Raw genomic sequence first — 14,322 nt, 5'->3', positions numbered from 1 at the left:
CTTCAGCGCTCCGAACATTTTAGCGCTGAAGCGCAACAACGGATTGCAGCTAATGCACTATTTTAGATGAAACAGCCCACTACCTCTCCGGACGCGGAGAAGAAGTAGAGGCGAAAAATTTTTCGCCCCTACATGATTTAATTCAAAATTAGGGGTAATGGTTTATCTCCCTATCCCCCTATCCCCTCAACTTTGCACTGAAAGCTGGGAACCGTTCGCCGTTTTCGTCACCTCGATACGCACCGGAAACGCTTCCTTAAAGAAATTCAGGTGAGTAATGGTGAGGATGCAGGCAAATTCAGGAGAAATGGCATTGATCGCCGCGATCAGGCGATCGCACCCTTCCTCGTCTTGTGTGCCAAATCCTTCATCGATAATCAGCATTTGTAAGGCGGTTCCCGACTGTTGCGCCAAGAGTTTCGCTAAAGCTAGACGAATGGCAAAATTTACCCGAAAGGTTTCCCCCCCCGAATAGGTTTCATAGGGACGAGTTCCCTGGGAATCGGCAATTAAAATATCTAGGGTTTCCACCCATTTATCTTTCTTCGTTTTCTGGGATTTTTGCGTGATAAACTGCACATGCAACTGGTGAGAACTCAGCCGCGCTAACACCCGATTCGTTTGCGCTTCCAACTCTGGTAAAATGTTCTCAATCATTAGAGATTGAATCCCTTTTTTACCAAAAGCATACGTTAACTCAGTGTAAACTCGATAATTTTTCTGAGCAACTTCCAATTGTTTTTTAATCGTTTGATACTGCTGATTAAGGCTTTTTAAATGTTGCTGCTGCTGTTGCAATCTGCCCTTACGAGCCAATAACTCTTCTCGCTGATTTTGCCCATCCTGAAGTTGGCGCTCTAAAGCTCTCACTTGAGGCGTAGCATCCGGATTTTGCAGGAGAACTTTATTCAATTCGGCTAAACTTTCGCCTAATTCCTGCGTCCGATGTTGATGGTCGTCTAAGCGACGATCTAACGCTAGACAAGTCTGACAAACTTGCGGATACTGTTCTTGGGCTTGTTCCAATTGTTGATGACGAAATTGGGCACTTTGAGCCTCTCTCAACTGATTAATCAAGAGTTGATGGCTCTCTGGATCGTAGTCAATTTCCGCTAACTGGGTTTCTAACGTTTGAATTTGGCGCTGTAGGCTAGAGGTCGTTTGTAACTTCTCTAAACGGCGGCTCAGTTGTTGGTATTGAGCTTGTAATTCGGGACGCTCTTCTTGCAGTTTTTTCTGCTGTTTGAGAGCTGATTTAATTTCTCCCTTTTTTATGTCTGCCCAGCGCCATTTTTCCACTTGACCTCTAGCGAGGACATGATCTTTTTCATCATACTTGAGTTTCTGAATCCGCCGATCGATTGTTTCCAGTTCAGTATAGAGATCCTGAGCATAGCTGCGAGTGTGCAAAGCGTCCTCTAGCTCCAAAATTTCCGTTTGCAACTGTTGGAGGCGTTCCAGTTTTTGCTCCGTGACATCTAAGACAGCTTTGAGTTGTCCTCGCTTTTCCAGAGCGGGACTGAGCCTAGACAGTTCTCGATCTAAGTCGCGATATTCTTGGCGGAAAACTTTAATTTCCAACTCAGAAGTGGCAAGCTGTTCCCGAATAACCCAGATTTGATTGAGAATTTTTTGTTGTTCAGAAGTGTGTTTTTCTTGTACTAAATGCCAGTGGTGTTCATCCAGGAGACGATCGCACAATGGACAAGGTGGATAGATTTGCTCATCGCCATTTTCCGCACTCGATCGCTGTTTGAGCAACTGTAATTTCTGACTAATGGCATCCAGTTGGCTTTCGTAGCTGCGCTGTTGGGCTTGCAAGCCTTCCATCATATTGCGCCGTTCTTGCCCTTTTTCTAACACGCGCTGTTGATAAATGCGTTTTTTCTCCAATTGGGCAATTTCACCGGCTACATCTTCAGTCGCTTGTTCTAATAAAGGGGTTTGGGCTTGTTCGGTTTGTAGTTGTTTCCAAGAACTTTGTAATTCTTCTAGTTTAGCGCGACATTGGGCAGTGGCTTGGTCAATTCTCCGTTGCAGATTTTGGCGATGGTGGAGCAGGGGAGAGACTTGCAATTGAAGCTGATCGAGGGAATTGAGGCGATCGCGGGCTTGTTGCAGTTTAACTTGAGCCGCTTCAATTTCTGGCTGGCGATCGAGGATGGCTTGCAGTTCTCTTTCTTGAGTTTGTAGATGATCCAGTTGAATTTGAATCAGACGCAGTTGATCTTCTAAGGCTTGTTGTTGCTCTTTTTGCGTCTGACGTAAGTGATTAAGCTGTTCTTGGGTGGTTTGATAGCTGCTAAATTGGGCAGCAAGTTGGGCTTCTTTCACTTGCAAGCTCTGGAAGTTCTGGTAAGCCGTGGTAATTGCACTTTCTTGAGCTAAAAGGCTTTCCAGTTGCTCTTTTTGGGTGTGAGCCGTGTCTCGCTCCTGGTGTAAACGCTGGCGATCGCGCTCCAAGCTGTCTTGTTGACTTTCATGCCACTGGAGTTGTTGCTGTAGGGTTTGTTGTTGATGCTGGAGGGTTTGCCAACTGCTCAGTTGTTGTTTGGCTCTCGCTTGCGTCTGGTGCAGGTGTTGCAAATGTTGCTCTACCTCTTGCAGTTCTTGGGCGATCGCCTCTTCTGTCGTCAGTTGGCTTTCAATTGCCTGAAGTTGCGGTTGCAGGACTCCCACCGTCGCTTTATGCTGGACGGAAATTTCTTTAGCGCGATCGCTCAACCGATCGTATTGATCTAAATTCAATAACCGCGCCAAAATCTGTTTGCGCTCCATCGCCCCTTTGAGCATAAACTCATCTGCTCTTCCCTGACGCAAATAAGCCGAATTCACAAACGTATGGTAATCGAGTTTCAAACTCTCAATGATAAGCTGCTGGGTTTGGCGCATGTTCCGACTCGTCAGCGAACGAAACCCACTTTCTGTCTGCACCTGAAACTCTAGACTCGTCGTTTGTCCCCGTTGACGGGTACGAATAACACGAAGCGTTTGCCGATCCTGAATCAGGCTAAACATAACTCGAACTTCCGCCGCTCCGTAGTGAATTAGGTCATCTTCGCTACCTACCCGGCTTTTTCCCCACAGACTCCAGGCGATCGCCTCCAGTAAAGACGATTTCCCCGCCCCATTTACTCCAGAGATGCAAGCGGTATGGAGTTGACTAAAATCTAGCGTCGCCTCCTGATAACTCAGAAAGTTTTTTAGCGTCAATTGTAGCGGTATCATGCCAAAAGGACACCCTTATACTGTTGTATGCTCAAGCTATAGTCAGTCTAATTAAATATGGAACATGTTTGTAGGGGCGAACGGCCGTTCGCCCCTACAGGTACCGTTGTTGTAGATATATTGTGTTGTTCTATTCTTATTTAGATCTACTATAGTTCATCATCAATAATATTCTGTTCATGCAAGTGATGCAATCCCTGTTTGCCTAGCGCGAAGCGCCGTAGCACGTAAAAAAACTTCTGAGTAAACCCTAACATTTTCCCTAAAGCTTATGATGATTGACTTAAGAAGCGATACAGTAACCCAGCCCACACCTGAAATGCGACAGGCGATCGCCAATGCCCAGGTGGGTGATGATGTGTTGGGTGACGATCCAACAGTGCAAGCCCTAGAATCTTACGTGGCAGAGTTACTCGGTAAAGAGGCGGCTGTCTTCATGCCTTCAGGTACAATGACTAACCAGGTGGCTCTGCGCGCCCATACAGAACCGGGTGATGAAGTCATTTTTGATGCAAATGCCCACCTCTATTATTACGAAGGAGGTGCGCCAGCAGCACTCTCAGGCGTGATGTGTCGTCTGATTAATGGCGATCGCGGTATATTTACCGCCGACGATCTCAAGGCAGTACTGCGTCCCATTGACGATCATTTTCCCAGAACGAAACTGGTTTGCCTGGAAAATACTCACAATCGAGGGGGCGGACATATTTATCCTCTTGAAGATATTAAGGCGATCGCCCATGTATGCCAAGAGCAGGGATTGCAATTACATCTCGATGGCGCACGATTGTGGAATGCCTGCATTGCTACGGGCATTTCTGAAGGAGATTATGCTCGCTCATTTGATTCCGTCAGTGTCTGCTTTTCTAAAGGATTAGGCGCACCTGTGGGTTCAGCTCTGGTAGGTTCTAACGAATTTATTGCGCGATCGCGGCGGTTTCGCAAGATGTTTGGCGGAGCCATGCGTCAGGCTGGTATTCTCGCCGCTGGAGCCTTGTATGCCCTCAAACATCATCGAGAGCGATTACAAGACGATCACGACAATGCTCGCCTCCTCGCCGAGAGCCTACAAACCGTTCCGGGTATTGAGATTAATCCAGCAGCAATTCAAACTAATATCATACAATTCAAAACCCTATCGATTCCGGCTTCAATGCTCGTTGAAAAGCTCAGAGAGAAAGGTGTTTTGGTACTGGCTACTGGAACCTATTCCATTAGAGCTGTCACCCATTTGATGGTGAGCCGAGAACAGATTCAACAGGTTCCAGACATCGTTAAAGATGTTCTAGTCGCTGGCTAATGGTTGGGTTTCCCATCACCTTCACACCCCTAAAATTTTAATGGAGAACATCCAAGGAGTAGATTGATGGATAGCACAGTAATTAATCTAACTGAGAAATTTGAGCAATTTTCAGACTATTGGAATCCTAAAATCGTAGGAGAACTCAATGGACAACAGGTGAAGCTGGTTAAGTTTCAGGGAGAGTTTGTCTGGCACCATCACGACAATGAAGATGAGCTGTTCTTTGTCGTCAAGGGACAGTTCACCATGATGTTTCGCGATCGCCAGGTTGTTGTAAACCCAGGGGAATTTGTCATTGTTCCCAGAGGCGTTGAGCATAAGCCGGTTGCCGCAGCAGAAGTTCACGTTATGCTCTTTGAGCCTGCTTCGACGGTAAATACGGGGAACGTTAAAAACGAAAGAACGGTTAGCGCTCTAGGGCATGTCTAGCTCAAGTACAGATTCTGGGGTATGGCGATCGCCTCCCGTATAAAGTCTCTCTTAAAAATCGGGATTCAGGACACTTAATGATCTATATGATCTATAGATCGAGAACCAGCACCTGAGACGATAACCGATTACCCAGGAGAACAAAAATATGGAACACGCTATGGTGATTGACACAGATAACTTTACCCCAGAAGTCTTAGAGGCTTCCTATCAACACCCTGTATTACTCGATTTTTTCGCGACGTGGTGCGGTCCTTGTCAAATGATTAAGCCCATTTTAGAGAAGCTGGCCGTTGAATATGGGATTATTTTAGCCAAGGTTGATATCGATCAAAATCCAGAGTTAGCTAACCGCTACCACGTGGAAGGAGTCCCTGATATTCGCATGGTGCATCAGGGAGATGTGATTCCCGGTTTTGTCGGAGCCTTACCGGAGGCGCAAATCCGAGAAATGTTGTCTAAATTTAATCTGCAATCTTCCTTAGAACGAGATTTGGAAAGCATTAGAGAGTTAATCGCTGAAAAACAGTATCCCCAAGTCAAATCCGTTTTAGATCGGTTGTTTGAGACTTATCCTCAAGATCCAAGAGTGGTGTTAGTAGCGGCTGAATTTCTCACCCATTTGGGTCAATTTGAAGAGGCAGAAAAAATGCTGATGACTGTAGGTAAAGAGAATCTGGAATTATTTTCCAAAGCCCAGTCGATGAAGGGATTATTATATTTCCAACGCCAAGTGAGTTTGTCAGTAGAAACAGAGTTAGATCGCAAATATGTAGACACTTGTGGTCGAGTGTTAGATCTCGATTATCAAGGAGCGCTCGAAGGCTTACTCTATTTTGTCGAGCAACACCGCTCCTATGAGCAGGATGCTGGCCGCAAGGGGATGTTAGCATTATTTGAGTATTTGGGAAACACTCATCCTTTGACTCAAGAGTATCGGAAAAAATTAGTTTCGTCTTTGTATTAAGAGAGAGAGAAAAGAGATTCAGTAGTGGACTGTCTCAGTTAAAATAGGGCATTAAGTGGAATTCATTGTAGCGATTCAGCGCTCTGAATATTTTAGTGCTAAAGTAGCTACAATGAAGGAAACCGTATGGGTGATCCTCTCCCTCCCGCATCTTTTTCTAATGCATCAAATTAACTGAGACAGTCCACGATACTAATCAATCAACAGCGCCCTAAAACAAAAATGATAGAATGGGGCTAAACCTATTTTGAACTTAGGTCAATAGACTAATGCTCCTACAAAAAATTATTGAAGAACTCCAAGAGATTCCCGATGACCAACTCGCTCAAATTTATGAGCTAATCCACTCCTTTCGTCTCAGCTTAACTGAAGAAACAAAAAAAACTCGCACCCCTGGATTATTACCTGGGAAACTAAGTGACAGTTTTTTTGACCCTTTGCCAGAAGAGGAACTGCAAGAATGGGAATAAGCTATCTCCTAGATACCCATGTCTTATTGTGGTGGTTTTTCGATGACCAGAGACTCGATAGCTTCTGTAGAAATTTAATTGGTCATCCCAACTATGATATCTGGGTTAGTAGCGCTTCAGCTTGGGAAATTGCTACTAAATATCGGCTCGGTAAACTTCCAGAGGCTAAACCGATCATTGCACAATATGCCCAACTGCTTGCAGAAGCCCAATTCCTGGAATTGCATATTACGTCAGCCCATGCCCTAAGAGCAGGCAACTTACCTATCAAGCATCGTGACCCTTTCGATCGTATCATTATGGCTCAAGGGGAATTGGAAAATATTCCTATCATTACTTATGATCGGGCATTCAATACCGGACTAATCCAAATTATTCCATAATCTGAAAGTTTTAACTTTCCATTAACCCCAATCCCGGAACTTGAGGAAAGCGTGTTCAGTCATGGAGGTGATGCTGTTAAGTAAAGGATGATGGGAATATGATCGGTTTTAGAGAAAAATCACTACACTCTCAAGTAGGCTTGGGTCTAAGTTTGGTCAGTTTATTAACGGTGAATTTGTCCGTAGGAGTGCTTCCCGTTATCGCCCAAACCAGTCCTCTGGTGAGCCAATTGTTCCCGGATGCCAATGATGTGGTGATTCCAGAGGGGGTTATTCTGCCGATGGTTTACGATCGCGCAGAAACAGTAGTCATTGCTCCTGATGAAACATTTGAGTTAGTGTTGACAATTCCCGATAATATTACCTCTCGTCAAGGACAGTTGTTGATTCCCAAGGGATCTCAGGTGAGGGGAGCCTTACAACCGATCGCTGGCAATACGGTAGGGACTCGGTTTGTGGCTGAGGAGTTGATTTTGGTAAATGGTTCTCGTTTGCCATTGGATGCGGTTTCACGACGGTTTACAGAAACCGAGCAAATTGGCAGATCGCGAGCTACTTCAGTTCTCCGAGGTGCAGCTATCGGCGCGGGGGCAGCAACTATTTTAGCTGGGATAACCGGCGATCGCGCGCTCGCCACGGAAGAAATCTTAGGGGGTGCGGGTTTAGGAGCGCTAACTGGGGTGTTTTTGGGCGGTGGAAAAAGTGATGTGTTTGTGATCGATCCCAATACGGATCTCGATTTACGCTTGCGATCGGATTTGAGAATTTCTACTAGAACTGGGCGCTGGTAATAGGGAATTGGCGATCGGAGTTTACAATCATTCTCAGATGCTGTTAATGGATATTGATTGTGAATTCATCTAGCGATCGCCATCTTGGTCTTTTTTCTCTGGCTGCTCTACTGATTTCCGCTCATTATGGTTTGGGTTTTGTCCTGGGAACGGCGGAAAAAGCCCTCACTTTGGGAGCAGCAGGGAGTTTATATCCCTTGTGTATTGCCCTGGGAACCTTCGCACTGTTAGGTTTGGCTCAGTTCTATTGGCAACAAGTCGATCAGATTTGGACTGTTTTAGGCGATCGCTACGGTTCTTTCGTCAAAACCTTGATTGCTCTGATGTCTTGGTTATCCTTAATTGGCATCGATGCCGTCCAAATTATTGCCGGTGCATTTATCCTCAAAGTTTTATCCCTGCCCATCTTGCCCAGTATGGTAGGTTTAGCGTTTATTTTTCTCTTAATTTCCTTACTTCCCATCGAGAAAGCCGGAGTCGTTTTTAAAGCCCTATTAGTTTTCAATATTGGCTCGTTAATTTATGCTTTGTTGACCTTGCACGGATTACCCGAATATGCAGCAATTCCCAGTCAATTTCTTCCCTCCTTAACTCAAGTCGGTTGGGGACAAGTGGTAGGCGTTTCTCTCTCCACAGTCAGCTTGGTCATGATTGATATGAAATATCAACAGTATATTGTGCAAGCCAAAACAATTCCCACGTTATATGGAGGGAGTTTATTAGCCGCGTTGGGATTTATGGTTTTGGCTTTTTTACCCACAGCCTTAGTTTTAGCCGCCCAAAGAAGTGACCTTTTACCGATGGAAGTCACTGGTAAAGAAGTGATTCCCTATATTTTAGTGACCATAGGCGGTGGCAAAGATCATCTTTTAGGCTTTTTATTCCTTCTCTCTTTGGTTGTTCCAGCGTTAGGAATCGGGAGTAGTATTCTGCGGATTCAAACCAAAACTATTTTAGATTTAGGTTGGTTTCCCGTTTCTCCCCTGAGTCGGTGGCTAATTGCCCTCTTCAATGCCAGTTTGGCGTTAACCATTGCTCTAAAAGGGGGCGAAATTGTCACATTGATTGCGTCGTTTTATGCGGCATATGTTTCGGCAATTTGGATTCCGTTTATTGCCTACTTATTAACCCATTTTCAAGTTTATGCATTCTCGAAACTGTCCGTACAGTTATCTTTGGGAATTGGCAGCTTATCAGCGATGATGATATTGATAATTACCCTATTTTTCCCCCAGATAGCCTTATGGGATAGTGCCGAGTTGACAATTTTAGTCATGGGTGCAGGCTTTGCGATTTTAGGGTTATTCTTCGGGGAAGCGATCGCCCTCTGGATTCCAGCTCCAGAAGTGGAAGAGGAACTTTAACCTTATCCCTGACCATAGCGTGAATTGCTATATATGCAACTACCTATTGCCTAATTCCCTATTCCCCATTCTCCATTGCCTACTGTCATGATTCCCATCCGCGATACTCAACCCATTTCCCAAACTCCAGTCATCTGTTATGGGTTAATCAGCTTGACTATAATGGTATTTTTTGCCGAAATTCATTTAGATTTTACCGGAGAATTATCTGATTGGGTGGGCTATTGGGGCATGATTCCAGGGGAAATTACTCGATTGTGGCAACAGGCAATCAGCAGCGATAATCCGGCGGTATGGGTTGCATTTCTCTGGCGATGTTTTGCCATTTTACCGGCTCTATTTCTGCATTACAGCTATGCCCAAATTCTGGGAAATTTAATCTTTTTATACGTGTTTGGAAAACGGCTGGAAAGCCAACTGGGGCGCTTCCCTTTTCTGGGGTTTTATCTGATTGGCGGTATCGTAGCAGGTATAATCCGTATTTTCCTCGATCCGGAAGTTGCTTTACCGATCGTTGGTGCCAATGGCGCGATCGCCGCGATCCTAGGCGCGTACGTCATCAAGTTTCCCAAAGCTAAAATCGAAACACTTCTCCCTCTGCTGATTATCTTTATCCCAATTCAACTCCCAGCCGCTTTTTATCTGTTTTGGTGGTTTGTGCAGCAATTTTCCTACGCTATCGGCTCCTTGAATCTCCACGTTAATCCGCTTACACCTGGGTATGTTCTGCAACAGATACTGGCTATGGGGTGGGGAATGGCGATCGCCTCTTTACACCGCAAAGCGCTGTAAAGGGTAAACGATCCATTCCCTATTAGCGACTCCCCATTCAAACCAAACCAATATCGACGGGAATAATTGCTGGAATAAGTTCCTCTGGTGTCACACCATTAATAATTCCCAACACTTGATTGGTTTGGGTGATTGTGACAATTGTGGTATTGTTCAAAACCTCTAAAGTTACATCCACGAAAGTTAATCCTCCTGTGAGACCAATAAAGTCTACCCCTACTTGGAAATCTGCCACAATATCGGCTGACGAAATATTATTGGCTGCCGATCCAGTTCGGAGGACAAAAACATCAATTCCATCTCCACCATAGAGGAAATCTTGACCGAGATCTCCACTAAGGGTATCGTCTCCTTGATTTCCATCAAGGGTGTCTTCTTCTTGTCCTCCAAAGAGGATATCATTACCCGCTCCACCAGAGAGAATGTCTCGATTCTGATTTCCGAGGAGGGAGTCGTTATCTCGGTCACCGAATAAAACATCATTGTTACGATCGCCATTTAAGGTATCGTTCTGTTGTCCTCCATAAAGGACATCATTCTGTTGTCCCCCATGTATCCAGTCCGCTTCTGTCTCCCCGTACAGAGTATCGTTATCTTGGTTGCCGAGGAGATAATCACTACCGCGATCTCCCGATACAATATCATTACCGCGATCGCCACTGACGAAATCGCTATCTTGACCCCCATAGGCCCAATCATCTTGTTGGCCGGCGAAAATGGTATCCTGTCCTGTACCACCAAACATGAAGTCCCGACCCAGGTTACCGTACAGGGTATCATTACCGCGATCGCCTGATACCACATCCCGACCCCGATCTCCATACATAGAATCCTGATGTTGTCCACCCCAGATCCAATCATCCTGTTGTCCAGCATAGATGGTATCGTTTTCCGTACCACCAAATATAAAATCGCCACCCAGATTACCATATAGCGTATCGGAACCGCGATCGCCTGATACCACATCCTGACCGCGATCTCCAAACATGGAGTCCTGATGTTGTCCTCCAAACATTAGATCGGTCTGTTGTCCCCCATGCATGGTATCGTTGCCGCGATCGCCAAACATAATGTCATAACAGAGGTTGCCCATGAGGGAATCGTTGCCATCATCACCTGAGAGGGTATCATCGTGGCGATCTCCAAATACCGTATCTTCTTCCTGGCCACCGAACACCACATCATCTCCTTGGCCTGCATGAATAACATCCCGCTGGCGGTGACCATAGATCCAATCTCGGTGCATTCCTCCCATCAGGGAATCATTACCTAAATTCCCATGCACTGTATCATTGCCTAAGTCTCCAAAGACTGTATCTGGGTGTTGGCCGCCAAATAGGATATCCCAACCCCGACCGCCGTGAATTGTGTCACTATTAATACCACCAAATACAACATCCTGGTTGAAATGACCCATCAGGGAATCAAATCCCTCTTCACCAAAGACCCAATCATTATCGCGATCGCCTATGGCCGTATCATTTCCAAATCCCCCCAACAGCCAATCATTCTGTTGGCCGCCAAACTGAATATCATCACCCGCGCCGCCAAAGAGTGTATCATTATCTTGGTCGCCAAGAAGAATATCGGCACCTTCCTGACCCAGAAGAATATCATGGTATCTGCCACCATAAGCAGTATCATTACCACTTCCTCCAAAGACGGTATCATTACTTTGATAAGCCAGGATCAAGTCATAGCCACCATTGCCAAAGATCTGGTTATTGTCATGATCCCCTTGCAACAGTTCCGCCTGCTCGCTTCCAAAAAAGTCCCGTTCTACTATATTGAAGTTAACCCGCGCTTCTGAAGGGGCATAAAACTCCGGATTGGGATCGAGACAATCCAGATGGGAACCAATCCCTAAAATTGCACTCCAGTCAAATCCCAAAAACGATAGTGTTGAAGGAGTTTCATTCACTTGAGAGACGGTTGGGGTCTGATCTGACGGTGAGATAGCAGGAACCACAGGTGCACCTGTATTGGGTTGGGGAGTCACGACCGGTGTTTGTCCCACCACTGGTAAGGTGACGACTCCAGGAACCCCACTCACATTCCCCGTTTCATCGGTTGCAATAAACGTAAATGTTGCATTCCCTGTAAAATTAGGATTCGGAACAAATGTTAATTGACTCGCCTGCCCTGGAGTCAGCAGTTGTCCCGCTACTACAGGTTCTCCATTGAGGAATAACGTTCCCTGTTCTGGAGTTGGTGGATCTTGAATCGTAAAGAACGAAACAATCCCATCCGGATCTGAACCCGTCAGAGTTGGTACAGATGCGGGTTCGCTACTGCCTTGAGTGATGGGTTCGCTAGTCGCTGGATTAGCTACAGGAGGAGCTGTAGGGGTTGCCCCGATAATGGGGATGGTGACGGTCGCGGGTGAACTCTCATTACCCTCATCATCAATCGCAGTGAATGTAAATTCAGCATCTCCAGTGTAGTTAGGATTGGGGTCAAATACCAGTTGCGCCGCTTGTTCTGGGGTAAAAGTATCACCCGGCTGAACCGGTTCTCCTCTGTACAATAGAGTTCCTTGCTCTGGTGGAATAGTAGTGTTGACTCTGAGGAAGGACAACTCTCCATCTGGGTCATTGCCGAGGAGGCTGGTGACTGGACTCGGAGTATTATTAGGAACAGGATTATTCGGATTAGACGTGGCGATCGGTGGAAGTCCATCGGTTGCTGCTTGAATTGGTAAAGTAACTGTCGCTGGAGTCAGGTCTGTATTGCCCTGAGTATCCGTCACCGTATACTCAAACGTTGCATCTCCAATAAACCCAGGAGTCGGGTCAAAAATCAACTGTCCAGCTTGCTCTGGAGTAAACGTTTGCCCGGGTTGTACTGGCTCGCCATTGTAAAACAAAGTCCCTTCTTCTGGACTCGGCACACTGGTTACCGTAAAGAACGAGACATCACCATCCGGGTCAGTTCCGATCAAGGTTGGAACCGGACTCGGCTCATTATTCGGACGTACTGGGCCACTCCTATCTATTGCTTCTGGTGGGTTAGTCGTTGTCGCTGCTTCAATGGGTAGTGTAACCGTTGCTGGCGTGGGGTCAGTATTACCCGTCTCATCAGTCACCGTATAGTTGAAAGTCGCATCCCCAGTGAAGTTGGGGTTGGGATCAAATACCAGGTGTCCTGCTTGCTCTGGAGTAAAGGTATCGCCAGGTTGAACTGGTTCCCCATTATAAAACAGAGTCCCCTGCTCTGGAGTTGGCACACTGGTTACCGTAAAGAAGGAAACATCATTATCCGGGTCAGTTGCCGTCAAAGTAGGAACCGGACTCGGCTCATTATTCGGACGAACTGGCCCATTTTTATCTTGTGCTTCTGGCGGGTTAGTCGTTGTTGGAGCCGTCAGAGGCAGGGTAACTGTCGCTGGCGTGGGGTCAGTATTACCTGTCTCATCAGTCACTGTGTAATTAAACGTAACATCCCCAGTAAAGTTGGGGTTGGGGTCAAATACCAATTGCCCTGCTTGTTCTGGAGTAAACGTTTGTCCCGGTTGTACCGGTTCTCCGTTGTAGAAAAGCGTTCCCTGACTGGCCGGAGGAATGGTGGTTACCGTGAAGAAGGAAATATCATTATCCGGGTCAGTACCCGTTAAGGTAGGAACCGGACTGGGTTCGTCATTGGGACGGGGGTCTGCCGTTTTATTTTGTGCCTCTGGTGGGTTAGTTGTTGTTGGTGCGACTAAAGGTAGAGTTACTATCGCTGGAGTTTGATCGGTATTACCTGCTTCATCGGTAGCTGTATATTCAAATGTAGCATTCCCCGTAAAGCTAGGATTGGGGTCAAACACCAACTGACTCGCCTGTTCTGGAGTCAACTTCTGTCCCGCTTGTACCGGCACGCCATTATACAAGAGTGTCCCTTGAGACGAGGGTGGTAGCGTCGTGACCGTGTAGAAGGACACGTCATCATCCGGGTCAGTTGCGGTTAAAGTCGGCACTGGACTCGGTTCATCATTGGGACGGGTTTCTCCAGTTTTATTTTGTGCCTCTGGTGGAGAATTGGTTACTGGAACTTCTACCGGTAACGTCACCATTGCCGGCGTTGTGTCCGTATTACCCTGACTATCTGTAGCAGTGTAGTTAAATGTGGCATTCCCGGTGAACGTCGGGTTGGGGTTAAACACCAACCGACTGGCTTGTTCAGGAGTCAGAACTTGATTTTGAGAAACGGGATTTCCATCAAGCAAGAGAGTTCCTTGCTCTGATGGAGGTAGAGTCGTGATTGTAAAAGAGACAATCTCATCTCCATCCGGATCAGTTGCTGTCAGAGTAGGAACTGGAGCAGGTTCATCATTAGGAATGGTTTCAGACAGCTTATCTTGCGTATCTGGTGGGTTATTTGTACTACCGACTGGGGTGGTGACTGTGGCTTGGTCATCTTCACTGGCGTTGTTGTTACCTGGAGTTGAGTCAGGGTCGGTTTGGTCTGAGACCCTCACTTGGGCGGTGTTACTCAGGGATGTAGCTCCGGCATTGACTGTGGCAATAATTTCTAGGGTGGCGTTGGCACTATTGTTGAGGGTTCCTACATCCCAGATTCCACTGCCATTGTTGTAGGTTCCTTGACTGGGGGTG

10 protein-coding genes are annotated in these 14,322 nt (G+C 46.3%); 8 read left to right on the top strand and 2 right to left on the bottom strand.

The genetic code is table 11. The features are described from left to right. Positions 1-186 precede the first annotated feature (186 nt). Positions 187-3,228, bottom strand: coding sequence for an AAA family ATPase (locus PN466_RS02990; RefSeq protein ID WP_271936852.1), 3,042 nt, complete (start codon positions 3,226-3,228; stop codon positions 187-189). Between the two features lie 271 nt (positions 3,229-3,499). Between PN466_RS02990 and ltaE the strand changes: the two genes are divergently transcribed. The 8 genes from ltaE to PN466_RS02950 all read left to right on the top strand — a co-directional run bounded on the left by ltaE (position 3,500) and on the right by PN466_RS02950 (position 9,727). Further along, positions 3,500-4,528, top strand: a complete 1,029-nt coding sequence (gene ltaE / locus PN466_RS02985; protein ID WP_271936849.1) for a low-specificity L-threonine aldolase — start codon at positions 3,500-3,502, stop codon at positions 4,526-4,528. Between the two features lie 66 nt (positions 4,529-4,594). Then, positions 4,595-4,960: a cupin domain-containing protein gene (locus PN466_RS02980; protein ID WP_271936848.1), complete on the top strand. Its 366-nt coding sequence runs from the start codon at positions 4,595-4,597 to the stop codon at positions 4,958-4,960. 148 nt (positions 4,961-5,108) lie between these two features. Beyond that, a complete protein-coding gene (locus tag PN466_RS02975) occupies positions 5,109-5,927 on the top strand; it encodes a tetratricopeptide repeat protein (protein WP_271936847.1) in 819 nt (272 codons plus the stop codon). 269 nt (positions 5,928-6,196) lie between these two features. After that, on the top strand, positions 6,197-6,397 hold the full coding sequence (locus tag PN466_RS02970) for a hypothetical protein (RefSeq protein ID WP_271936845.1): 201 nt from the start codon (positions 6,197-6,199) through the stop codon (positions 6,395-6,397). Beyond that, positions 6,388-6,780 carry a type II toxin-antitoxin system VapC family toxin gene (locus tag PN466_RS02965; protein ID WP_271936843.1) on the top strand — a complete coding sequence of 131 codons (393 nt, stop codon included), beginning with the start codon at positions 6,388-6,390 and terminating at the stop codon, positions 6,778-6,780. Before PN466_RS02970 ends, PN466_RS02965 begins: the two co-directional genes overlap by 10 nt. A gap of 98 nt (positions 6,781-6,878) precedes the next feature. After that, positions 6,879-7,571: a hypothetical protein gene (locus tag PN466_RS02960; RefSeq protein ID WP_271936841.1), complete on the top strand. Its 693-nt coding sequence runs from the start codon at positions 6,879-6,881 to the stop codon at positions 7,569-7,571. Between the two features lie 59 nt (positions 7,572-7,630). Further along, complete coding sequence (locus PN466_RS02955; RefSeq protein ID WP_271936840.1) at positions 7,631-8,935, top strand: hypothetical protein; 1,305 nt, start codon at positions 7,631-7,633, stop codon at positions 8,933-8,935. A gap of 87 nt (positions 8,936-9,022) precedes the next feature. Continuing rightward, positions 9,023-9,727: a rhomboid family intramembrane serine protease gene (locus PN466_RS02950; protein WP_271936839.1), complete on the top strand. Its 705-nt coding sequence runs from the start codon at positions 9,023-9,025 to the stop codon at positions 9,725-9,727. Between the two features lie 37 nt (positions 9,728-9,764). Here PN466_RS02950 and PN466_RS02945 read toward each other — a convergent pair. Continuing rightward, positions 9,765-14,322 (bottom strand): Ig-like domain-containing protein (locus tag PN466_RS02945; RefSeq protein ID WP_271936838.1); only part of this gene is annotated, 4,558 nt, incomplete at its 5' end.

The organism is Roseofilum reptotaenium CS-1145, assembly GCF_028330985.1.
Taxonomy (GTDB): Bacteria; Cyanobacteriota; Cyanobacteriia; order Cyanobacteriales; family Desertifilaceae; genus Roseofilum; species Roseofilum reptotaenium.
The sequence above is the reverse complement of the archived record's forward strand: the minus strand, read 5'-3'. Positions and strand labels throughout refer to the sequence as shown.